This is a genomic window from Arthrobacter sp. 10T419, assembly GCF_056394105.1.
This window is the reverse complement of record NZ_JBFTHF010000002.1, coordinates 446,360-468,214: the sequence shown is the minus strand read 5'-3', so window position 1 is coordinate 468,214 and position 21,855 is coordinate 446,360. Positions and strand designations below refer to the sequence as shown.

Sequence of the window (21,855 nt, the reverse complement as noted above, 5' to 3'; positions counted from 1 at the left end):
CTCCTCTATTTTCTGTTGTCAGCCCTTCGCGAGTTTGAAGGGCCGTTGGGCCGGCAGCGGTTTCGCGCTGCCGGCCGGCCACTGCGGGTTCCCCTGGGAGAAATCCCGCAGCCCTTGTGTCCGGAGGCTCCAGCCTCCGGACACTCAAGTTGTCAGGCGACCAGGCTGTGTACCTGGACGCCGTGGAACCGCTGGAGCACCTCCTGGGCGTGGTCGATCTCGGCGGTCCGCGTCGCCGCGTCCCAGCCCAGCGGTCCGGAAAGGATCTCGGCGACCTCGTTCAGCAGCTCCCCCGTCACGAGCCCGCGGAACGCGAGTGAGGTGCGGCGGATCAGCACGTCCACCAGGTGTCCGATCTGCTCGTTGGCCGCCATGAACTCCAGTTCCCGGACGCTCAGTTCCCGGGTGGAGTGCAGCAGCCGGTCGGTCCCGGCGTCGAGGTAGGCCATGACGTCCACCGCGCGGGTGCCGTAGCGGGTGAGCAGGCCAGCGGTCCGGTCCGCGTCGCGGCCGGCCCCCATGTGGGCCTTGATCCAGCGTTGGACGCCGTCCTCGGTGTCGGGGAAACCTGCCCCGCCGCCGATGGCAAGTTTGGCGGTCGAGACTTTCCGTTCCATGCCGAGTTCGGCGAGGACGTCGTTGCTGAGGTGTTCGGCGAGGGCTCGGAACGTGGTCCACTTGCCGCCCACCAGGCTGAGCACGACGGCGCCGCCGTCGGCCAGCTGCCCGGCGCCCCTGGCGGGGCCGCGGCGCTCGATCCGGTAGTCGCGGCTGACGAAGCCCGGCTGCGTGGCGTCGTGCCGGGGCAGCGGACGGACGCCGGAGAAGGTGTAGACGATCTGTTCCCGGTCCACGGCCACGTCCGGGAAGACGTGCCCGATGAGGTCGAAGAAGTAGTCGATCTCGGCCTCGGTGCAGACGGCGTCCTCGGCCATGTCAGCGTCGATGTCGGTGGTGCCGACCAGCACGCGGTCGCCCATCGGGTAGATCAGCACGATCCGGCCGTCGGTGTGTTCGAAGAAGATCTCCCGGCCCTGGCAGGCCTCAAGCAGCCCGGGGTGGTCCAGCACGATGTGGGAGCCCTTGGTGCCGCCCATAAAGGCGGACGCCGCGCCCATGGCGCGGTTGGTCAGGTCCACCCAGGCGCCGGTGGTGTTGACAATCACGTCGGCGCTGAAATCGAAGACGTCCCCGGTCAGTTCGTCCCGGAGCTGGACGGTTCCGCCCTTCGCTCCGGGGGTTGCCGTGCCGTTGCCGGAACCGGCTGCGCCGCCCATGGAGACCAGGGAGAGGTAGTTGCTGGCCCGGGCCCCGTTGCCGGCCGCCTCGCCGGCCTTCTCGCCGTCCTGGAGCACGTCCAGGGTGAGGCGCTCCGGGTTGTGCACGGAGGCGTCGAAGTAGGTCGCGGCGTACTTGATGCCGGGGTGCAGCCTGGGCAGCTCGGCCAGGGCGCGCTTGCGGCCGCGGAACTGGTGGCGCGGCACGGTGCCGCCGTCGCGGGAGAAGGAGTCGTACATGCTCAGGCCCAGCTTGATCAGGAAGGCACCGCGCTCGGTGTGCTTCCCCTGCTTGTGGGTCAGGAACCGCAACGGCGCGGCCAGGATGCCCGAAAAGGTGCTGAAGATCGGGATGGTGGTCTGCAGCGGCTTCACGTAGTGCGGCGCGATCCGGAGGAGCCGGTTGCGTTCCACCACGGACTCCTGGACGAGGCGGAACTCGCCGTTTTCCAGGTACCGGATACCGCCGTGAATCATGTGCGAGGAGGCGCCGCTGGCTCCCTGGCAGAAGTCGCCCCGTTCGACGAGGGCAACGTCAACGCCCTGCAGGGCAAGGTCACGGAAGGTTCCGACCCCGTTGATGCCGCCGCCGATGATGAGCACCTGCGCGTGCGGCCGGTTCCGCAACTGCTGCACGGACGTGCGCTGTGTGCTCGACGCCGGATTGCCGGATGAAACCTTGTTTCCCAAAACTGCTCCTTGGGGATCGGTGCTCTGCGGCGCGCCCACCGGGCACGTCGCCGTTCAACACTATTCTTTGGACTAATGGAAAATGGAGTCAAGCACTATGCACAAACGTGCAGATTGGAAATGGAATGTCGCCAACTCGCCAGTCCGACGCCCTCCGGGCCGCCCAGTTGTATTACCTCCAGGACCTGACGATGGACGCCATCGCCCGTGAGCTCCGAACGTCCCGCTCGACCGTCTCGCGGCTGCTGTCGGCGGCCCGGGAATCGGGCCTCGTGCAGATCCAGATCCGCAGCCCGTTGGACACCGGACCCGAGCTCGCCAGCATGATCCGCGCCGAATACAAGGTCGATGTGCACGTCGTGCCGGTGGTGGACACGCTCAACGAGGCGGAAACGCTGGACCGCGTGGCGATGCAGGCCGCGCGCACCATCGGCCCGCTCGTGGACTCGAACGCGATCATCGGGGTGGCGTGGGGTTCCACGCTGAGCGCCGTGAGCCGGCACCTGACCCGGAAGATCACCCATGACAGCATCATCGTGCAGCTTAATGGAGCCGGAAACATGCAGACCACGGGCATCACTTACGCCTCGGACATCATGCGGCGCTTCGGCAGCGCTTACGGGGCGCGGGTGGAACAGTTCCCGGTGCCGGCGTTCTTCGACCACGCCGCGACCAAGAAGGCCATGTGGAATGAACGGAGTGTTCAACGCATCCTGCAGCTGCAGTCCCGGATGAGCATCGCCATTTTCGGGGTGGGATCGGTCGACGCCGACTACCCCAGCCACGTGTACGCCGGCGGCTACCTGGACGAGGACGACCTGAGCGTGCTGGCGGAGTCCGACGTCGTGGGCGACGTCGCCACTGTTTTCTTCCGCGCGGACGGCTCCTCGGACGGCATTACCCTCAACGAACGCTCCACCGGGCCGGACCTGGCCCAGCTCCGGCAGGTCCGCCGCCGGATCTGCGTGGTCTCCGGCGCGTCCAAGATCAACGGGTTGCGCGGGGCGCTCGCTGCCGGCCTGGCCACGGACCTGATCCTGGATGAGGCCAGCGCCCGGCGGCTGGTCAGCGCCGAGGGCCTGTCCTGAGGGCCGGTCACCCGCGGCCGGGTGCCCGGAATGGGTAGAGTCGTTGCTATGAGAATCTCCCCCCGGCTGACCTTGAACAACGGCGTGATGATGGACCGCCTCGGGTTCGGGCTTTACAAGGTGCCCCCCGCGGACGCCGCCGGGCTCGTGACCATGGCGTTGGAGGCCGGTTACCGTCATTTCGACACTGCGGCGATGTACGGGAACGAGACGGGCGTCGGGAAAGCGATCGGCGCCCTGTCCGCCTTCGACGGCTCCGCCGGCGGCTCCGGCGAGCTGCACTCCCCGCTCGCCCGGGAGGACATTTTCGTGACTACCAAGCTCTGGAATGACGACCAGGGCTACGACGCGACCCTGCGTGCCTTCGACACCTCGATCGCCAAGCTGGGCCTCGAATATGTGGACCTCTACCTGATCCACTGGCCGTGCGCCCGGCGCGGGCTCTTCACGGAGAGCTACCGCGCGCTCGAATCGCTCTACCGCGAGGGAAAGGTCCGCGCCATCGGGGTGTCCAACTTCCAGCCCGCACATCTGGAGCGGCTGCTCCAGACCGCCGAAGTGGTGCCCGCGGTCAACCAGATTGAACTGCATCCCTGGCTGCAACAAGCCGAGCTGAGATCCCTGCACGCGTCGCTGGGCATCACCACCGAGGCGTGGAGCCCGCTGGGCCGCGGCCAGGTGATGGAGGACCCGGTGGTGCTGGAGCTCGCCGCGGCACACCGGCGGACCGCGGCCCAGGTCATCCTGCGCTGGCACCTGGAACTGGGTAACGTCGTCATCCCCAAGGCCAGCTCCTACGCCCGGATCCGCGAGAACCACGACATCTTCGGTTTCAGCCTCAGCACCACGGACCTGGACGCCCTGGCCGGCCTGGACCGGGGATTCCGCACCGGTTCGAACCCCGACGACGTCAACTAGGACCCGAACGAATGGAACACGTGGCCACCGAGCCTTCCCCCCTGCCTCCCCTGCTCAGCGCCGAACTGGAAACGCGCAGCAGCGCCTCCGCGGTGGACCTCAACGGTACCCGGGTCGCCTACTGGAGCTACGAACCGGTCCGGGAGACCGCCGACACCCGGACCATCCTTGTGATCCACGGCTTCCGCGGCGATCACCATGGCCTGCTCCGGGTGGTCGACCAGCTCCCCGAAATGCGCCTCATCATGCCGGACCTCCCGGGGTTCGGCGCCTCCGCCGCGTTCCGGACCGGCGGGCACAGCGTTAGCGGCTACGGCCGGTTCATCGCCGACTTCATGGCCGCCCTCGGGCTGGGCAAGGACACGGTGCTGCTGGGCCACTCCTTCGGTTCGATCATCGCCAGCCACTTCGTGGCGGACCATCCCGGCGCGGTCGCCGAACTGATCCTGATCAACCCCATCGCCGCACCCGCTCTGGAGGGGCCCAAAGGGCTCATGACCAAGGCCGCGGTGCTGTACTACGAGGCGGCGGCCCGGCTCCCCCGCGGACTCGGGAACGCGCTGTTGCGCAACCAGCTGATCGTCCGGGTGATGAGCGAGACCATGGCCAAGACCCAGGACAAGGCGCTGCGGAGGTTCGTCCACGCCCAGCACAGCGCGTACTTCTCCGCCTTCGCCGACCGCGACAGCCTGCTCGAAGCCTTCAAGGCCTCGGTCAGCAGCAACGTCGCGGAGGTGGCCCCACGGCTGGCCCTTCCGGTTTTGCTCGTGGCGGGCGAAAGAGACGAAATCGCCACCCTGCCCGACCAGCACAAGCTGCTCCCGCTGCTGCCGAACGCCAGCCTCGAAGTCATTCCCGGCGTCGGGCACCTCATCCACTACGAAACCCCGGAACCCGCCGCGGGCTTCATCCGACGCTTCCTGAAGGAACACGCCGCGTGAAAATCCTTATTGACGCCCGCTTCACCAGGCTCGACCACCACGATGGCATCAGCCGTTACGGCGCCAGCCTCATTGCCGCGACCGCCAAGGTCGCGGACGTCTCCATGCTGATCAGCGATACGCGACAGCTGGCCTTGCTCCCGGACGTCCCCTACACCCTGATCAACAGCCCGCTCTCGCCCGCGGAGCTATTCGTTGCGGCCAAGGTCAACCCACTGGGGGCCGACGTGGTGGTGTGCCCGATGCAGACCATGGGCAGCTGGGGCCGGAAGTACGCCCTGGTCCTGACCCTGCACGACCTGATCTACTACGAGCACCCGGCACCTCCCGGCTTCCTCCCGGCCCCGGTCCGGGTCCTCTGGCGGCTCTATCACAAGGCGTTCTGGCCCCAACGGGTCCTGCTGAACCGGGCCGACGTCGTCGCGACCATCAGCTCCACCACCGAGGCCCTGATGGCGAAGTACCGCCTGACGAAGCGACCGGTCCGGATCGTCGGCAACGCCCCGCAGCCCGGGCTGACTCCTCGGGACCCCGGCGCCGGCGCCGACAAGACGCTGCTTTACATGGGGTCTTTCATGCCTTACAAGAATGTCGAAACCATGGTCAAGGGCATGGCCCAGCTGCCGGAGATAACCTTGCACCTGCTGAGCCGGATCACGCCCGAACGCAGGGCGGAGCTGGAGGCGCTGGCCCCGGCGGGCGCCAACATCGTGTTCCACAACGGCGTCACCGATGCCGAGTACGAGGCGCTGCTGGCCCGCACCACGGCCTTGGTCAGCCTCTCCAAGGCCGAGGGCTACGGCTTGCCGCTCGTGGAAGCGATGTCACACGGCACTCCGGTCATCGCCAGCGACATTCCGATCTTCCGCGAGGTGGGCGGGGACGCGGTCAGCTACGTCGACCCCGACTCCCCGTCCGCGTTTGCCGCCGCGGTCCGCGAGCTCGAGGAGCCCGAGCTCTGGAAGCAGCGCTCCAGCAGTGCGGTGCAGCGCGCGGCCGAGTTCAGCTGGGACGCCTCCGCACAGCGCCTGCTGGCCGCCGCCGAAGAGGCCGTGGCCCTGCGCCGGCGCAAGCGACGCTAACCTCGGCCGTTTCGATGGTTCCGTGCCAATTCGACGCGGGCGGACGTCGAGTGCGCAGGGAACCGTCGAAGCGGCGCCCGTACGCCGGCGCAAGCACCGTTAGAGAACGTCGACGCCGTCGAGCCGCAGCTGCACCGGATCGTCGGTGCGCTTGGCGGCGGCTGCGGCCTTGACCGCACGCATGGCCTTTGTGGCCTCGGTGGCTTCGGCGTACGGGATGAACAGCAGCGTCCGCACGTCCTCCCCACCGCGCCGCTCCATACCGGCAGCCGTTGGCGTGGCTACGAATCCGCCGGCGCCCGGCAGCGGCGCCGGACCGGCCTGCCGGAGCACAATGCCCTTTTTGGCCAGCGCCCGTTCGACGGCCTCGGTGAAGTGCCCGACGGCGGTCCGGCCGCCGGTGACGGACGCGATCCGGACCGCTGGCGGCAGCGACAGCTCCTGCCGCAGGGCGAGCTCGCGTCCGGCGTAGCCGGCGGGGTCCCAACGCAGGAGTGCCCCGACTCCCGCCGTGTCCTCGGCGGTGATGACCACAAGGCCGCCCTCGGACGCGGAACGGACCAGGGCCGCGGCGTTGAACCAGCGCCGCACGGCGTCCTCGCCCGCCCGGAGGTTCTCGCGCCGCAGCAGCGAGTCGCCGTCGAGCAGCAGCGCGGCCGCATACCCGCCCGCCGCGACCGGTTCGGCGCCGACCGTCGCGACCACGAGGGCCTTTGAGTCCGGGACGGTGGCCAGCACGCGGTCGCCGGAGGAAGTGACGACGGGTTTGCCCGGAAACGCCCGGCCCAGTTCCTCGGCCGTCCGAAGTGCCCCGGTGGCGCCCCGCCGGAGCCGGACCCCGTCGCAGTGCACGCAGTGCCAGTCCGGGGCCGCCGCGGAGCACCACCGGCACACCGGCACCGCGGCGCTGCCGCCGGGCCCGGCGATGGCCAGCGGTCCGTTGCAGGCGGTGCAGCGCGCGGCTTCGCGGCAGCGTTCGCAGGCCAGAGACGGCGCGTACCCTGCGCGGGCAACCTGAACGAGGACGGGACCGCGTTCCAGGCCTTCCTTTGCGGCGCGCCATGCGGCGCCCGGCAACCGCGCGATCCGCGCCAGCGGGTCGCGCTCCTGTTCGAAACTGTCCGCGGTGTTCTGGACGCGCGGGACGGTGCGGCGCATCACGGAGCGCCCCGCCTCGATCGGGCGGGCCCAGCCGGATTCCACCAGCCGCTGCGTCTCCGTGCTGCGGGCGTGCCCGGCGAGCAGGCAGGCGGCGCCTTCATGCGCGGCCCGGAGCAGCAGGACTTCACGGGCGTGGGCGTAGGGGGAACGCTGCTCGATGTGCAGGTCGTCGCCGTCGTCCCAGCACACCACCAGGCCCAGGTTCCGCACCGGGGCGTAGGCGGCGGAGCGGGTGCCGACGGCGACCCCTGCGGCGCCGCTGAGGACCCGCAGGAAGCTGCGGTACCGCGGTGTCTGGCCGTCGTCGGCCGTGAGCCGGGCGACGTCGCCGGCCGGCAGTTGTTCCAGCAGGGCCGCCTCCACCCGGTCCAGGTCGCGGTAGTCCGGCACCACGACGACGGCGCCCCGGCCGGAGCGGCGGACGGCGGCAACAGCCTCGGCAACCATCCGGGGCCAGCCGCCCGGACCAAACCCCTGCAGGGCGCTCAGCACGGCACGCGGCGACTCCCCCGCCCCCAGGTGCTGGAGGAATGCCGGGCCGTTGTGATATTCCGCCCAGCCGGACGGAGGGGCAGCAGGCGGCTCTGCCCGGGCGTCGTCGCCGGCGGTGAAGAGTGCCGGGTCGAGCAGGCCTCCCGGTGCGTAGTCTTTTTCCATTTTGGCCATCCGGGGCGGGATGGCGACGCGCAGGACGTCGCTGACAGTTCCGGCGTAGCGCGCCGCCACCCTCCCGGCCAGTTCGGACACGGCGGGGGTGAGCACGGGAACCGGGGACACGACCTTGAATAGCGGCACCAGCGGGTGGCCGGCGTCGGACGCCGCCGTGCGTTCGAGCAGGTATCCGCCAAGCTCCTGGCCGCTGAATTTCACCTTGACCCGCACGCCCGGCCGGGCCGCGGCGTCGAGGTCCGCCGGCACGCTGTAGTCGAACGGGCGGTCCAGGTGCGGGAGGGAGGATTCCAGCAGCACCCGGGCCACCGGCAGTTCCGCGGCAAGGGCGGGCCCGGCGGCTGCCGCGGAGGCCGGTAAGCCGTGCAGCAGCGAGAGCTGAAGCGGTTCCTCCGGCGTGGCGGCGCGGCGATCTGGAGTCATGGTGCCTGCCTCCCTTCGGCGCTGGAATCGGTCAAGTAAAGAGCCTGGAAACTTCGACGATCAGGCTAACGATCAACATTAAAGCTGTAGCCAGGCCGCCGTTCGGCGGCCTGGCTACAGCACATCACAGAGCTGTGACATTGAAGAGCTGTGACATTCAAGAGCTCTGCCATCCAGCGGTTCGGCCGGTTGCTAGGCGTTGAAGAAGGCCTTCAGCTCGTCGACCCGGTCCAGGCGCTCCCAGGTGAAGTCGGGCTCCTCGCGTCCGAAGTGGCCGTGCGCGGCCGTCTTCGCGTAGATCGGACGCTTGAGGTCGAGCGCGTCGATGATGGCGCGGGGGCGGAGGTCGAAAATCTCGGCAATCGCGGCGCTGATCCGGGCGGGATCGACGGTTTCGGTCCCGAAAGTCTCCACGTAGGTGCCCACGGGGCGGGCCTGCCCGATCGCGTAGGCGATCTGGATTTCCGCACGCTTGGCGAGGCCGGCGGCCACCACGTTCTTGGCAACCCAGCGCATCGCGTAAGCAGCGGAGCGGTCCACCTTGGACGGATCCTTGCCGGAGAAGGCGCCGCCGCCGTGCCGGGCCATGCCGCCGTAGGTGTCGACGATGATCTTGCGGCCGGTCAGGCCGGCGTCACCCACCGGACCGCCGATCACGAAGGCGCCGGCCGGGTTGAGGATGTTGCGGGACCGGGAGATGTCCAGGTTGGACAGCGCCATGACCGGGTCGACGACGTGCTCGGCGAGGTCGGCGCGGAGCTGGTCCAGGCTGGCGCCTTCCGCGTGCTGGCTGGAGATCACGACGGTCTCGACCGAGACGGGACGGTCGCCGTCGTAGCCCACCGTGACCTGGGTCTTGCCGTCGGGGCGCAGGTAGCCCAGCTGGCCCGACTTGCGGACCTCGGTGAGCCGTTCGGAAAGCCGGTGCGCGAGCCAGATCGGGACCGGCATGTAGGACGGGGTCTCGTCGCTGGCGTAGCCGAACATGATGCCCTGGTCGCCGGCGCCCTGGAGGTCGTAATCGTCTTCCTGGCGGCCTTCGCGTGCCTCGAGGGAATTGAACACGCCGCCGGCGATGTCGTTGGACTGCTGGCCGATGGAGACCGACACGCCGCAGCGGGCGCCGTCGAAGCCGTTCGCGGAAGAGTCGTAGCCGATCCCGAGGATGGTCTCGCGGACGATCTGCGGGATTTCGACGTAGGCGTCCGTGGTGACTTCACCGGCCACGTGCACGAGGCCCGTGGTGGCCAGGGTCTCGACGGCGACGCGGGACTCCGGGTCCTTGGCCAGCAGGGCGTCGAGGATCGCATCGCTGATCTGGTCACAGATCTTGTCGGGGTGTCCTTCGGTCACCGACTCGGACGTGAAGAGCCGGAGCGAGGCGGGCGTGGACCCATGGAAGTCTGGGATGTGCAGCGGTAAAGTCACTCAACTACCTTACTGGTTGGGAAACGGACGTCCGGCGGCGTGTGTCCCCCTGCTAAGGAGACCTTGATTACGCCAGCGCTTATGCGGGCGGGACAACCCGGCTTAGCTCGGCGCTGATGCGGTCAATGACGGCAGCCGCGACGTCGGATTTGGAACCCGACGCCTCTTGGGGTTCGGAGCCGGACCGCGAAAGGATGACTACGGCGTTGCTGTCCTGGCCAAAGACCTGGTTCTGGCCCACCTGGTTGACCACCAGCAGGTCGCAGGCCTTGCGGCGCAACTTGGCCTGCGCGTATTCGAGGACGTCCCCGTCGGCGTCGCCGGTTTCGGCAGCGAAACCCACGATCAGCTGGTTCCGGGACGCAGCATCACGGACCTCGACGAGTTCCCGGAGAATGTCCGGGTTGCGGACCAACGAAATCACGGGATCGGCGACGTCGTCGCGCTTCTTGATTTTGGTTCCGGAGACATCCGCCGGGCGGAAGTCCGCCACCGCGGCGGCCATGATGACGACGTCGGAATCGGCGGCGGCGTGCAGGGCCGCCTTGCGCAGTTCCAGTGCGGTCTCAACCTGCACCACCTCGACGCCGTCGGGGGCCGGGACGTCCATGTGGGCTGCCAGCAGCCGAACGCGGGCGCCGGCCTCGCGGGCGGCGACGGCCAGCGCCACGCCCTGTTTGCCGGAGGAACGGTTGCCGAGGAAGCGGACCGGGTCCAGGGGTTCGCGGGTGCCGCCGGCGCTGATGGTGACAGTGAGTCCGGCCAGCGGCCTGGCTGCGGCGGCTGGAAGGGCCGCGTCCGACGTCGACAGGCCGGGGGTGTTGGGCACGGCCGGAGCGCCGGCCAGGGCCAGCGCGGCAGCGAAGATTGCCTCGGGTTCGGGCAGCCGGCCCGGGCCGGAATCCGCCCCGGTCAGCCGGCCGGTGGCGGGTTCGAGCACGGTGATGCCACGGCTGCGCAGGGTTTCGACGTTGGCCTGGGTAGCCGGGTGCCGCCACATTTCGGTGTGCATGGCCGGGGCCATCAGCACCGGCCCGCCGGCCATCAGCAGCGTGTTGGTTAGCAGGTCGTTGGCCTGGCCGGTGGCGGCGCGGGCCAGCAGGTCCGCCGTGGCCGGTGCCACCACGATCAGCTCAGCCTCGTGGCCGAGCCGGACATGGTTGACGGTGTGCACCTCGTCGAAGACGCTGTTGCTCACCGGGTGCCCGGAGAGGGCCTCCCAGGTGGCCACGCCGACGAACCGGGTGGCGGCCTCGGTGGGAATGACGGTAACGTCATGGCCGGCTTCAGTAAAAAGCCGGAGGAGCGACGCCACCTTGTAGGCGGCAATCCCTCCCCCGACTCCGAGGACTATGCGCACGTGACCTCCGTCAGGCAGCAGAGATATTACTCTGCGGCGGCTTCGATCGGCGTGGAAACGAGCTTGCCTTCGTTGATTTCGCGCAGGGCGATGGAAAGCGACTTTTCGTTCAGCTTGGTGTCGACCAGCGGGCCGACGTACTCGAACAGGCCCTCGTGCAGCTGGGCGTAGTAGGCGTTGATCTGCCGGGCGCGCTTGGCACCGAAAATCACCAGTCCGTACTTCGAATCGGCAGCCTTCAGCAGCTCGTCGATCGGCGGGTTGATGATGCCTTCAAGGTTCGTGGACACGAATTCTCCAAATTCTAACGGGCCAATCCGACCCTGCGGTTAGTGCGGGTGCGGCGTTAGCCCCATGAGTGAAACAAGCTCATCCGCTGCCCGACGTACGTCATCATTGATGACTGTGTGATCGAACTCCGGTTCAGCGGCTAGTTCTACTTTACCGGTTTCCAGCCGTCGCTGCTGTTCCTCGGCGGATTCAGTGCCGCGGCCCACCAGTCGGCGCACCAATTCTTCCCAGCTTGGCGGGGCGAGGAAGACGAATTGCGCGTCCGGGACGGCCTGCTTCACCTGGCGTGCGCCCTGCAGGTCAATCTCCAAAAGCACCGAGCGACCCTCAGCAATCGCCGCGTCTACAGTGCTCTTGAGGGTGCCGTAAGTATTTTGTCCGTGCACCACAGCCCACTCCAGGAGTTCCCCTGCCGCGATGAGGGCATCAAACTCTTCCTTGGACTTGAAGTAGTAATGCACACCATCGATCTCACCGGGCCGTGGCGGGCGGGTGGTTGCCGACACTGAAAGCCAGACCTCGGGATAGTTGTCCCGAATATAGGTGGACACGGTGCCTTTGCCGACAGCCGTCGGACCGGCGAGGACTGTCAGTCCGGGTTTCTTGCTCACGTATTCCTTTGGGCGGTGGTGGAAGCTCGGCGGGCCAAGCTATTTCTCGTCTATAAAATCTACCAGCGCCCGGCGCTGGTGGATTCCCAGGCCACGAACCCGCCGGGAGGCTGCGATGCCGAACCGGTCCATGATCGCCGCGGCCCGTACGCGCCCGATTCCCGGCAGCGCTTCCAGCAGCTCCACGACCCGCATCCGGGCGATCGCATCGTCCGTCTCCCCCGCGCTGAGCAGTTCCGCGATCGACAGTTCCCCCGACTTCAGCCGCTCCTTCGCGGCCGCCCGGGCCAGCCTGGCCGCGGCGGCCTTGTGCAGGGCGTCGGCACGCTCCTGCGGCGTGAGGGGTCGCAAGCTCACTGAGGTCCTCCCTGCATTGTCAGCCGGGCCCACGCAAACGGCCCACGCAAACGTCCTGGTCAGACGTGACCGTGAGACGGGCCGCAGACAGCGCCCCGGCCGGTACCGCGGACTTGTCCTGAACTTACAGTCTGAAGTCGCCGGAAAGCAATGGATCGCGTCCGGCGCTAAACCTGCGGCCGACGCCATTGGAGCCAGGCGGCGGACGTGGGGTTCAGCCCGGGCCCAGCACGCCGGAGATGTGGCTGCGGGGCCTGGCGGACAGGCTGGCGGGACGGCAGGCGCCTCGGTTGCCACAGATGGCCGCAATGCCTCGTCCACAGCGGCCTTCTGTGACCAACCGACGCAGCAAACCCGGGGCCGGCCCCGCGGGCGGTTTTCCGCCGAGCCGGGAAGGCCTAGGCTGCGCGGAGTTCGTCGAGCGTGCGCTGCGCGGCGTCCCGGAGCCCTGCAGGCTGCGGCCCGGCGCCGAGGATGTCCCGGCTTGAGGTGCCAAGCACCTGACCGTAAGCGCTGCCGAAGGTGCTCCGCAGATCGGCGGCCGTGGCCCCCTGCGCGCCCAGCCCCGGCGCCAGGATCGGGCCGCGTACCGCCGACAGGTCCAGGTCAAGGTCCGCCAGCGCGGAGCCAACGGTCGCGCCCACGACGAGTCCGACGGAGCCCAGTTTCCCGTCGCCCTGCTCAACACCGTACCGCCGGTTCTCCGCGGCGGCGGCCCGGGCAATCCGCCGCGCCACCGAGTCCGCGCCACCGACATGCTGCACGGAGGCGCCCTCCGGGTTGGACGTCAGCGCCAGGACGAAGACGCCGCGCCCGGACTCCGCCGCGAGGTCAAGCGCTGGCCGGAGCGATTCGAAGCCGAGGTAGGGGCTCAACGTCACCGAGTCCGCGGCCAGGGCCGAGCCGTCCCGCAGCCAGGCGTCGGCGTAGGCAGCCATGGTGGAGCCGATGTCGCCGCGCTTGGCGTCGGCGATGCTGAGCACGCCCGCCTCCGCGCACCCTGCCAGGGTTCGTTCCAGCACAGCCATCCCGGCCGAGCCGTGGCGTTCATACAGCGCCACCTGCGGTTTCACGGCGGCAGCGAGCGGGGCCACGGCCTCGAGCACTGTGAGCGAGAAGCGCTCCAGCCCTGCGACGTCGTCGTTCAGGCCCCAGCGCTGCAACAGCGCCGGATGCGGGTCGATGCCCACGCAGAGCGGGCCGCGCTCCGCCATGGCCCGGCCGAGCCGGGAGCCAAAGGACTCCCGGCCGGACGTCTCAGCTGTGGCAGCCTCAGGCATGCGCTTTCGCTTCCTGCGCGACCCGCTCCTGGGAAGCAGCCAGGGCCGCGGCGTGCTCCTGCAGGCTGGTAACGGACCACTCGTAGGTCCGCATCGCCTCGATGGCCTGGACGGCGGCGTTGAACTCGGCCACCGTGGTGATGCACGGGATGCCGATCGAAGTGGCCGCGGCACGGATTTCGTAGCCGTCGCCGCGGGCTTCGCCGCCGGACGGGGTGTTGAAGACCATGTCGATTTCCCCGGCGATGATCAGGTCCGCGATGGTGCCTTCACCCTCGGCGCTGGAGCCCTCGGCGACCTTGCGGACCGTGGTGGCCTGCAGGCCGTTGCGCCGCAGCACGTCGGCGGTGCCGCCGGTGGAGACGATCTCGAAGCCGAGGTCGGAGAGGCGCTTGACGGCCATGATGACGGCGCGCTTGTCCCGGTTGGCGACCGAGACGAAGACCTTGCCCTCGGTGGGCAGCGCGTTGTTGGCCGCGGCCTGGCTCTTGGCGAAGGCCGTGTCGAAGTGCTTGTCGATGCCCATGACCTCGCCGGTGGAGCGCATTTCCGGGCCAAGCAGGGAGTCAACCACCTTGCCCTCAAGGGTGCGGAAGCGGCTGAACGGCAGCACCGCTTCCTTGACCGCCACCGGGGCGTCCAGCGGCAGCGTGGAGCCGTCGCCGGATTCCGGCAGCATTTTGTAGGCAGTGCGGAGCTGGTTGATGGTGACGCCGGTGCCGATCAGTGCTGCCGCCTTGGCCATCTGCACACCGGTCGCCTTGGAGACGAAGGGCACGGTGCGGGAGGCGCGCGGGTTGGCCTCGAGCACGTAGAGCACGTCGGAGGCGAGGGCGAACTGGATGTTGATCAGGCCGCGGACGCCGACGCCTTCGGCGATGGCCCGTGTGGCGGTCCGGACCCGGTCGATCACGTTGTTGCCCAGGGTGATCGGGGGCAGCACGCAGGCGGAGTCGCCGGAGTGGATTCCAGCTTCCTCGATGTGTTCCATGATGCCGCCGAGGTACATGTCCTTCCCGTCGTAGAGGGCGTCGACGTCGATTTCGACGGCGTCCTCGAGGAAGCGGTCAATCAGCACCGGGTGGTCCGGGGTGATTTCGGTGGCGTTGGCGATGTAGCGGGAGAGGTTCGCTTCGTCGTAGACGATCTCCATGCCGCGGCCGCCGAGCACGTAGGACGGGCGGACCAGGACCGGGTAGCCGATCTCGTCGGCGATCTTCTTGGCGTCCTCGAAGGAGACGGCGGTGCCGTTCTTCGGGGAGATCAGCCCGGCTTCATCAAGCACCCGGGAGAAGGCGCCGCGGTGCTCGGCCAGGTCGATGGCCTCCGGGGAGGTGCCGAGGATCGGCACGCCGGCGTCGGCGAGCTGCTGGGCGAGCTTGAGCGGGGTCTGGCCGCCGAGCTGGACGAACACGCCCATCACACCGCCGGTCCGCTCTTCGGCTGCAATGACCTCGAGGACGTCCTCGAGGGTGAGCGGCTCGAAGTAGAGCCGGGTGGAGACGTCGTAGTCGGTGGAGACAGTCTCCGGGTTGCAGTTGACCATCACGGTCTCGTAACCGGCCTTGCGCAGCGCCATCGAGGCATGCACGCAGGAGTAGTCAAACTCGATGCCCTGGCCGATCCGGTTCGGCCCGGAGCCGAGGATGATGATGGACGGCTTGGCGTGCAGCGCCACCTCGTCCTCCTCGTCGTAGGACGAGTAGTGGTACGGCGTGTACGCGGCGAACTCCGCGGCGCAGGTGTCCACGGTCTTGTAGACCGGGCGGATGCCGAGGGCCTGCCGGACGCCGCGGACGACGTCCTCGGAGTTGTGCGTCAGGGCCCCGATCTGCGCGTCGGAGAAGCCGTGCCGCTTGGCGCGCTGCAGCATCTCCTGGGTCAGGGCGGTGGAGTGGCGGATTTCCTGCGAGATCTCGTTCAGCAGCTGGAGCTGGTCCAGGTACCAAGGGTCGATCTTGGTGGCCTCGAACAGCTGTTCCAGGGTGGCCCCGCCGAGCAGCGCGCGCTGGACCTGGTGCAGGCGTTCGGTGCTGGGGCGCTTGGCCTTCTCGATCAGTTCCGGGACTTCCCATTCCGGGACCGGGCTGAAGTCCAGCTGGGAGCCTTTCTGTTCCAGGGACCGCAGCGCCTTCTGCAGCGCCTCGGTGAAGTTCCGGCCCATGGCCATGGCCTCGCCCACCGACTTCATGGTGGTGGTCAGCGTGGAGTCCGCGGCGGGGAACTTCTCGAAGGCGAAGCGCGGGACCTTGACGACAACGTAGTCGAGGGTCGGCTCGAAGGAGGCCGGCGTCTTCTGCGTGATGTCGTTCGGGATCTCGTCCAGGGTGTAGCCGAGCGAGAGCTTGGTGGCGATCTTGGCGATCGCGAAGCCGGTGGCCTTGGAGGCCAGGGCCGAGGAGCGGGAGACGCGGGGGTTCATCTCGATCACCACGACGCGGCCGGTGTCCGGCTCGACGGCGAACTGGATGTTGCAGCCTCCGGTGTCGACGCCGACTTCGCGGATGACGGCGATCGAGATGTCGCGCAGCCGCTGGTACTCCCGGTCCGTCAGGGTCAGCGCCGGGGCGACGGTGATGGAGTCGCCGGTGTGCACGCCCACCGGGTCGAAGTTCTCGATGGAGCAGACCACTACGACGTTGTCGTTCTTGTCCCGCATCATCTCGAGTTCGTATTCCTTCCACCCGAGGATGCTCTCTTCGAGCAGCACCTCGGACGTGGGGCTGTACTGCAGGCCCTGGCCGACGATCCGGCGCAGGTCCTGCTCGTTGTAGGCCAGGCCGGAGCCGAGGCCGCCCATCGTGAAGGAGGGCCGGACCACCATCGGGTAGCCCAGGTCCTGGGCCGCGGTGAGGGCCTCGTCCATGCTGTGGATGATGTGGCTGCGCGCGGACTCGGCGCCGCAGCGCTCCACGACGCCCTTGAACTTCTCGCGGTCCTCACCGAGCTCGATCGCGGCGATGTTGGCGCCGATCAGCTCGACGTTGTACTTCTCCAGCACACCGTTCTTGTCCAGGGCGATCGCCGTGTTCAGTGCGGTCTGGCCGCCCAGGGTGGGCAGCAGTGCGTCCGGGCGTTCCTTGGCGATGATCTTCTCGACCACCTCGGGCGTGATCGGCTCGATGTACGTGGCGTCGGCGAACTCCGGGTCGGTCATGATCGTGGCCGGGTTGGAGTTGACGAGGATGACGCGCAGGCCTTCCTCCTTGAGGACGCGCAGTGCCTGGGTGCCGGAGTAGTCGAATTCGGCCGCCTGGCCGATGACGATCGGGCCGGAACCGATGACCAGGACGCTCTTAAGGTCAGTTCTCTTGGGCATTACTTCTTGTCCTCAGTCTTGGAGTCGGTGGCAGTCTTGGTGTCGGCAGTCTTGGTGTCGGCGTTCTTGGTGTCCGCCATCAGCTCGATGAAGCGGTCGAAGAGGTAGGCGGCGTCGTGCGGGCCGGAAGCCGCCTCGGGGTGGTACTGGACCGAGAAGGCGGGAATGTCGAGGCAGTACAGGCCCTCGACGACGTCGTCGTTGAGGCTGACGTGGCTGACCTCGACGCGGCCGAAGCGCTCCTCCGGAGCCTGGGTGGCGCCTTCGAGCGGGGCGTCGACGGCGAAGCCGTGGTTCTGCGAGGTGATTTCGACCTTGCCGGTGCGGCGGTCCATGACGGGCTGGTTGATGCCGCGGTGGCCGTAGCGGAGCTTGTAGGTGCCGAAGCCGAGGGCGCGGCCCAGGATCTGGTTGCCGAAGCAGATGCCGAAGTAGGGCAGCTTGGCGTCCAGAACGGAGCGCAGCAGGTTTACCTGGCTGTCGGCGGTGGCGGGGTCGCCGGGGCCGTTGGACATGAAGACGCCGTCGGGGTTGACGGCTTTGACGTCTTCGAGCGTGGCGGTGGCCGGCAGGACGTGGACCCGGACGCCGCGTTCGGCGAAGCGGATCGGGGTCATGCGCTTGATGCCAAGGTCGATCGCGGCGATGCTGAACCGCGGCTCGCCCTCCCAGCCCCAGTCGGCGGGCTCGACGGTGTACGCCTCGTCGACGCTGACTTCCTCAGCCAGCCGGGAGCCTTCCATCGGCGCGCTGGCCAGCACGGTGTCCACCAGCTCCTTGTCCGTGGCGCCGGCGGCCTCGCCGGAGAAAATCCCGGCGCGCATGGTCTTGTGTTCGCGCAGGTGCCGGGTGATGGCGCGGGTGTCGACGCCCTGGATTCCCACGATGCCCTGGTCGACGAGTTCCTCGTCGAGGCTGCGCTCCGAGCGCCAGTTCGACGCGCGGCGTGCGGCGTCGCGGACGATGTAGCCGGCCACCCAGATGCGGCGGGATTCGGCGTCGTCCTTGTTCACACCGGTGTTGCCGATGTGCGGCGCGGTCTGCACCACCAGCTGGCGGGCGTAGGACGGGTCGGTGATGGTTTCCTGGTAGCCGGTCATGCCGGTCGCGAAGACCGCCTCGCCCAGCGCGGTGCCGGTCGCCCCATAGCTGCGGCCGCGGAAGATCCGGCCGTCTTCGAGCACGAGCACGGCGGGGGTAGAGGCTGCTGCAGCGGGTGCAGAGTCGTTTGCTGTCACTGTTTCTTCAATCACTTCTGTTGCTGACACTTCTGTTCCTGACACTGCTGCTTCTGACACTGCTGTCTCTGACACTGCGTGGGAGTCTGTCACGTCGTTACTTTCCACTATCGGCTTCTGCCTGAGGGGCTGCGGAGATCAAATCTTGGAGGGTGGACAGGAGCAGGGACTTGTCCTCGGCACGGCGGGTGCGGAAGCCGGTGTCCAGCTCCTTGGCGCCGAGCATCCAGCTGAGAACCAGGAGACCGTCCTTTTCGACGAACTTCCCGGCCATGCCGCTTTCCTGCCGGACGCCGGTGAGGCTGGCGGCCGGGATGAACACGGGGGCGGCGCCGGAGCGGTCGAACAACACGCCTTCGGGGTGGACGCTGAGTTCGGCGTTGGTGCGCAGGCCCAACTGGTGGACGGCGATCCGGTCCAGCCAGTCGCCGGCGGTGGTGGAGGCGACGTACTGGCCCTCGGCGGCTGCCAGTGTTCCGCCCAGTTCGGCGGGAACGGCCGGGAGCGGATCGACGTCGGCCTGGCGTCGCAGCCGATTGCGCCAGCCGATCCAGATCAGGACCAGCGCGACGCCGATCAGGACCAGCGTGAAGAGCAGGGAGAGTTCCTTGACCATCAGGGGCGGACCGCCGTGTCCGGCACGTCTGTGCTGTCGGGGAGCCACCGGTACGGGGTGTTGAGTTCCCCGTCCAGGACGGTCGGATGACCCTTGAAGAAGGTGGCCACCACCTTGCCCGGGAGTTCCCGGCCGGCAAACGGAGAGTTACGGCCCATGGTTGCCATCTTAGAAGGGTCCACGGTCCAGCGCGCAGCCGGGTCCACGAGTATGACGTTGGCGGGTTCACCGGTCTCCAGCGGCCGGCCCTGGTCCTCCAGCCGGCCGATCGCGGCAGGCGTGGTGGAGGTCACGCGGGCGAAGTCGGCCCACGTCATCAGCCCGGTCTCGATCATGGTGTGCTGCACCACCGACAGGGCGGTTTCCAGCCCGGTCATGCCCATCGCGGCCTGCGCCCATTCGCATTCCTTGTGTTCGCTCGGGTGCGGGGCGTGGTCGGTGCCGACGACGTCGATTGTGCCGTCCGCCAGGGCGGCGCGCAGGGCCTGGACGTCCTCGTCGGTGCGCAGCGGCGGGTTGACCTTGTAGACCGGGTCGTAGCTGCGGACCAGCTCGTCGGTCAGCCACAGGTGGTGCGGCGTGACCTCGGCAGTGACGTTGATGCCGCGTGACTTGGCCCAGCGCACGATTTCCACCGAGCCCGCGGTGGAGACATGGCAGACGTGCAGCCGGGATCCGACATGCTGGGCGAGCAGGACGTCGCGGGCGATGATGCTCTCCTCGGCGACGGCGGGCCAGCCGGTGAGGCCGAGGACCGCGGAGACGACGCCCTCGTTCATCTGCGCTCCCGCGGTGAGGCGGGGCTCCTGCGCGTGCTGGGCGACGACGCCGTCGAACGCCTTGACGTATTCGAGGGCACGGCGCATCAGCACGGGGTCGCTGACGCAGATGCCGTCGTCGGAAAAGACCCGGACCCGGGCGCGGGAGTCGGCCATGGCGCCGAGCTCGGCGAGCTGCTCGCCGGCCAGGCCGACGGTGACGGCACCGACCGGGCGGACGTCCACCCAGCCGGCCGTGCGGCCCAGGGTGAGGACCTGCTCGACGACACCGGCGGTGTCCGCCACCGGCGTGCTGTTGGCCATCGCGTGCACGGCGGTGTATCCGCCCAGGGCTGCGGCGCGGGTGCCGGTCTCGACCGTTTCGGCGTCCTCGCGGCCGGGCTCGCGCAGGTGGGTGTGGATGTCCACCATGCCGGGCAGGGCGACGAGGCCGGCGGCATCGATGACCGTTGCGTTCCCGGCGTCGAGGTCCAGGCCGCGGGCTGCGATGACGCCGTCGCGGATCAGCAGGTCTTCAGCGGCCCCGCCGAGGATCGAGGCTCCCCGGATGAGGTAGGCGCCGGTGCTGCCTGTGTCCTGTTGCTGTGATGCCATCAGTGGCTCTCCTTGGAATAGGCGGCGGTGGAGGTTGCTGGTTCGCGGGTGTCCCCGGAGAGCAGCAGGTACAGTGCGGCCATCCGGATCGACACGCCGTTGCGCACCTGTGCCAGCACGGTGGAGCGGGGCGAGTCGGCGGCGGCCGAGGAAATTTCCAGCCCGCGGTTCATCGGACCGGGGTGCATGATGATCGTGTCCTTCAGGCCCAGGCTGTCGAGGGCGCGGAGGCGGTTGTCGTCGAAGCCCCAGCGCCGTGAGTACTCGCGGGTGGTCGGGAAGAACGAGGCGTTCATCCGCTCGCCCTGTACGCGCAGCATCATCATCGCGTCAACGCCCCGGGCGAGGGTCTCGTCGAGGTCGTAGCTGACCGTGCAGGGCCACTCTTCGACGCCGATGGGCAGCAGCGTGGGCGGGGCCACGAGGGTGACTTCCGCCCCCAGGGTGCGCAGCAGCCAGACGTTGGAACGGGCCACGCGGGAGTGCAGCACGTCGCCGGCGATCGCGACGCGCATGCCTTTCAGGTCCGCGCCGGCGGACGGGCTGCCGGCGAGCTGCGACCAGTGCCGGCGCATGGTGAAGGCGTCCAGCAGCGCCTGGGTGGGGTGCTCATGGGTGCCGTCGCCGGCGTTGATGACGGCGGCGTCGATCCAGTCGGTCGCCGCCAGCCGGTGCGGGGCACCGGAGGCCCAGTGCCGGATGACGACGGCGTCGGCTCCCATGGCGGCGAGCGTCTGGGCGGTGTCCTTGAGGGATTCGCCCTTGGAGACGGAGGAACCCTTCGCAGCGAAGTTGATGACGTCCGCGGAGAGCCGTTTGGCGGCTGCTTCGAAGGAGATGCGGGTGCGGGTGGAGTCCTCGAAGAAAAGGTTGACCACGGTGCGGCCGCGCAGCGCCGGCAGCTTCTTGACCTCGCGCTCCCCCACCGCGGCCATCTCTTCGGCGGTGTCGAGGATGCGGATGGCGTTGGCGTAGCTGAGGTCTTCGGTGGAGAGCAGGTGCTTCATGCGGTGGCCTCGATAACAACTTCGTTCACGGCTTCGCCGTCGGTTGAGTCGGTTTCTTCCAGCCGGACGCGGACCTTCTCCGCGGAGGAGGTGGGGAGGTTCTTGCCGACGTGGTCGGCGCGGATGGGCAGCTCCCGGTGGCCGCGGTCGATCAGGACGGCCAGCCGGACGATCCGGGGACGGCCCAGGTCGATGATCGCGTCCAGCGCGGCGCGGATGGTACGGCCGGAGTAGAGGACGTCGTCGATCAGCACCACTACCTTGTTGTCGATCCCGGTGCGGGGCAACTGGGTGGGGTACGGGGGCCGGGTCGGCTGGTGCGAGAGGTCGTCGCGGAACATGGTGACGTCCAACTGGCCCACGATCGCGGCCGGGTCCACGTTGGGATCGGCGGCGGCAATCTTGGCGGCGAGCCGGACGGCGAGCGGATAGCCCCGCCGCGGGATGCCCAGCAGGACCAGGTCCTGGGAGCCCTTGTTGGACTCAAGAATTTCATGGGCGATACGAGTGAGTGCACGGTCGATGTCAGCCTGGTTGAGGACAACCCTGCTGAGCTGGACCTTGGCCGGAACCGGTGCTTCTGGAACAGAAGTCAACGCTCGTCTCCCCTTTCCCCGCCTCACGGGACGGAATTAAAAAAGGATCATTTGCTCCTTCAAATTACCACACGGGCCGCCGCCTCCCGGCCCCGGAGCAGGCGGCGTGCGTCACACCGGCACGGGCCGT

Annotated in this window: 18 protein-coding genes; 4 read left to right on the top strand and 14 right to left on the bottom strand. The window is 68.5% G+C overall.

Translation table 11 applies throughout. The features are described 5' to 3' along the window. Positions 1–152: 152 nt before the first annotated feature. Entirely contained in the window at positions 153–1,967 is a 1,815-nt protein-coding gene (locus tag AC1DBD_RS05750; RefSeq protein WP_476981610.1) for a glycerol-3-phosphate dehydrogenase/oxidase, read from the bottom strand. 125 nt (positions 1,968–2,092) lie between these two features. On the opposite strand from AC1DBD_RS05750, the gene AC1DBD_RS05745 reads away from it, so the two are divergent. From AC1DBD_RS05745 to AC1DBD_RS05730, 4 genes are read left to right on the top strand one after another with little or no spacing between them, the layout of a single operon-like run. After that, positions 2,093–3,055, top strand: a complete 963-nt coding sequence (locus AC1DBD_RS05745) for a sugar-binding transcriptional regulator (RefSeq protein WP_441417728.1) — start codon at positions 2,093–2,095, stop codon at positions 3,053–3,055. 48 nt (positions 3,056–3,103) lie between these two features. After that, on the top strand, positions 3,104–3,973 hold the full coding sequence (locus AC1DBD_RS05740) for an aldo/keto reductase (protein WP_441417727.1): 870 nt from the start codon (positions 3,104–3,106) through the stop codon (positions 3,971–3,973). A gap of 11 nt (positions 3,974–3,984) precedes the next feature. Continuing rightward, the gene (locus AC1DBD_RS05735; RefSeq protein WP_476892480.1) at positions 3,985–4,914 is read left to right on the top strand and encodes an alpha/beta fold hydrolase; all 930 of its coding nucleotides are present in this window, start codon (positions 3,985–3,987) and stop codon (positions 4,912–4,914) included. Next, the gene (locus tag AC1DBD_RS05730; protein ID WP_476916768.1) at positions 4,911–5,996 is read left to right on the top strand and encodes a glycosyltransferase family 4 protein; all 1,086 of its coding nucleotides are present in this window, start codon (positions 4,911–4,913) and stop codon (positions 5,994–5,996) included. The genes AC1DBD_RS05735 and AC1DBD_RS05730 overlap by 4 nt, the downstream gene beginning before the upstream one ends. A 99-nt stretch (positions 5,997–6,095) precedes the next feature. Here AC1DBD_RS05730 and AC1DBD_RS05725 read toward each other — a convergent pair whose 3' ends face one another. The 13 genes from AC1DBD_RS05725 to pyrR form a co-directional block, all read right to left on the bottom strand. Next, positions 6,096–8,249 (bottom strand): primosomal protein N', encoded by a 2,154-nt coding sequence (locus AC1DBD_RS05725; RefSeq protein WP_476981609.1) that lies wholly within the window; start codon positions 8,247–8,249, stop codon positions 6,096–6,098. A 192-nt stretch (positions 8,250–8,441) separates the two neighbouring features. Next, a complete protein-coding gene (gene metK, locus AC1DBD_RS05720; RefSeq protein WP_441417723.1) occupies positions 8,442–9,677 on the bottom strand; it encodes a methionine adenosyltransferase in 1,236 nt (411 codons plus the stop codon). 79 nt (positions 9,678–9,756) lie between these two features. After that, positions 9,757–11,037 carry a bifunctional phosphopantothenoylcysteine decarboxylase/phosphopantothenate synthase gene (locus tag AC1DBD_RS05715; RefSeq protein WP_476908794.1) on the bottom strand — a complete coding sequence of 427 codons (1,281 nt, stop codon included), beginning with the start codon at positions 11,035–11,037 and terminating at the stop codon, positions 9,757–9,759. A gap of 26 nt (positions 11,038–11,063) precedes the next feature. Continuing rightward, positions 11,064–11,327 (bottom strand): DNA-directed RNA polymerase subunit omega, encoded by a 264-nt coding sequence (rpoZ, locus tag AC1DBD_RS05710; RefSeq protein WP_138769242.1) that lies wholly within the window; start codon positions 11,325–11,327, stop codon positions 11,064–11,066. A gap of 39 nt (positions 11,328–11,366) precedes the next feature. Beyond that, positions 11,367–11,939 carry a guanylate kinase gene (gene gmk / locus AC1DBD_RS05705; RefSeq protein ID WP_441417721.1) on the bottom strand — a complete coding sequence of 191 codons (573 nt, stop codon included), beginning with the start codon at positions 11,937–11,939 and terminating at the stop codon, positions 11,367–11,369. A 39-nt stretch (positions 11,940–11,978) separates the two neighbouring features. Further along, on the bottom strand, positions 11,979–12,296 hold the full coding sequence (gene mihF / locus AC1DBD_RS05700; RefSeq protein WP_476981608.1) for an integration host factor, actinobacterial type: 318 nt from the start codon (positions 12,294–12,296) through the stop codon (positions 11,979–11,981). Positions 12,297–12,694: 398 nt separating this feature from the next. After that, entirely contained in the window at positions 12,695–13,576 is an 882-nt protein-coding gene (gene pyrF / locus AC1DBD_RS05695) for an orotidine-5'-phosphate decarboxylase (RefSeq protein ID WP_476892476.1), read from the bottom strand. Further along, positions 13,569–16,895, bottom strand: coding sequence for a carbamoyl-phosphate synthase large subunit (gene carB, locus AC1DBD_RS05690; RefSeq protein ID WP_441417718.1), 3,327 nt, complete (start codon positions 16,893–16,895; stop codon positions 13,569–13,571). The genes pyrF and carB overlap by 8 nt, the downstream gene beginning before the upstream one ends. Continuing rightward, positions 16,895–18,133: a glutamine-hydrolyzing carbamoyl-phosphate synthase small subunit gene (gene carA, locus AC1DBD_RS05685; protein ID WP_441417717.1), complete on the bottom strand. Its 1,239-nt coding sequence runs from the start codon at positions 18,131–18,133 to the stop codon at positions 16,895–16,897. The genes carB and carA overlap by 1 nt, the downstream gene beginning before the upstream one ends. A 97-nt stretch (positions 18,134–18,230) precedes the next feature. Beyond that, on the bottom strand, positions 18,231–18,749 hold the full coding sequence (locus AC1DBD_RS05680) for a PH-like domain-containing protein (protein WP_476892475.1): 519 nt from the start codon (positions 18,747–18,749) through the stop codon (positions 18,231–18,233). Further along, the gene (locus AC1DBD_RS05675; protein WP_476981607.1) at positions 18,749–20,122 is read right to left on the bottom strand and encodes a dihydroorotase; all 1,374 of its coding nucleotides are present in this window, start codon (positions 20,120–20,122) and stop codon (positions 18,749–18,751) included. The genes AC1DBD_RS05680 and AC1DBD_RS05675 overlap by 1 nt, the downstream gene beginning before the upstream one ends. Continuing rightward, positions 20,122–21,129, bottom strand: a complete 1,008-nt coding sequence (locus AC1DBD_RS05670; protein WP_476892473.1) for an aspartate carbamoyltransferase catalytic subunit — start codon at positions 21,127–21,129, stop codon at positions 20,122–20,124. Before AC1DBD_RS05670 ends, AC1DBD_RS05675 begins: the two co-directional genes overlap by 1 nt. Next, positions 21,126–21,725, bottom strand: a complete 600-nt coding sequence (gene pyrR / locus AC1DBD_RS05665; RefSeq protein WP_441417713.1) for a bifunctional pyr operon transcriptional regulator/uracil phosphoribosyltransferase PyrR — start codon at positions 21,723–21,725, stop codon at positions 21,126–21,128. The genes AC1DBD_RS05670 and pyrR overlap by 4 nt, the downstream gene beginning before the upstream one ends. Positions 21,726–21,855: the final 130 nt, after the last annotated feature.

Excerpts from the sequence above, each read along its gene's own strand:
- AC1DBD_RS05745 (WP_441417728.1), top strand. The coding sequence starts at position 2,093 with ATGTCGCCAACTCGCCAGTCCGACGCCCTCCGGGCCGCCCAGTTGTAT.
- AC1DBD_RS05740 (WP_441417727.1), top strand. The coding sequence starts at position 3,104 with ATGAGAATCTCCCCCCGGCTGACCTTGAACAACGGCGTGATGATGGAC.
- AC1DBD_RS05735 (WP_476892480.1), top strand. The coding sequence starts at position 3,985 with ATGGAACACGTGGCCACCGAGCCTTCCCCCCTGCCTCCCCTGCTCAGC.
- AC1DBD_RS05725 (WP_476981609.1), bottom strand. The coding sequence starts at position 8,249 with ATGACTCCAGATCGCCGCGCCGCCACGCCGGAGGAACCGCTTCAGCTC.
- pyrF (WP_476892476.1), bottom strand. The coding sequence starts at position 13,576 with ATGCCTGAGGCTGCCACAGCTGAGACGTCCGGCCGGGAGTCCTTTGGC.
- carB (WP_441417718.1), bottom strand. The coding sequence starts at position 16,895 with ATGCCCAAGAGAACTGACCTTAAGAGCGTCCTGGTCATCGGTTCCGGC.
- AC1DBD_RS05680 (WP_476892475.1), bottom strand. The coding sequence starts at position 18,749 with ATGGTCAAGGAACTCTCCCTGCTCTTCACGCTGGTCCTGATCGGCGTC.
- AC1DBD_RS05675 (WP_476981607.1), bottom strand. The coding sequence starts at position 20,122 with ATGGCATCACAGCAACAGGACACAGGCAGCACCGGCGCCTACCTCATC.
- AC1DBD_RS05670 (WP_476892473.1), bottom strand. The coding sequence starts at position 21,129 with ATGAAGCACCTGCTCTCCACCGAAGACCTCAGCTACGCCAACGCCATC.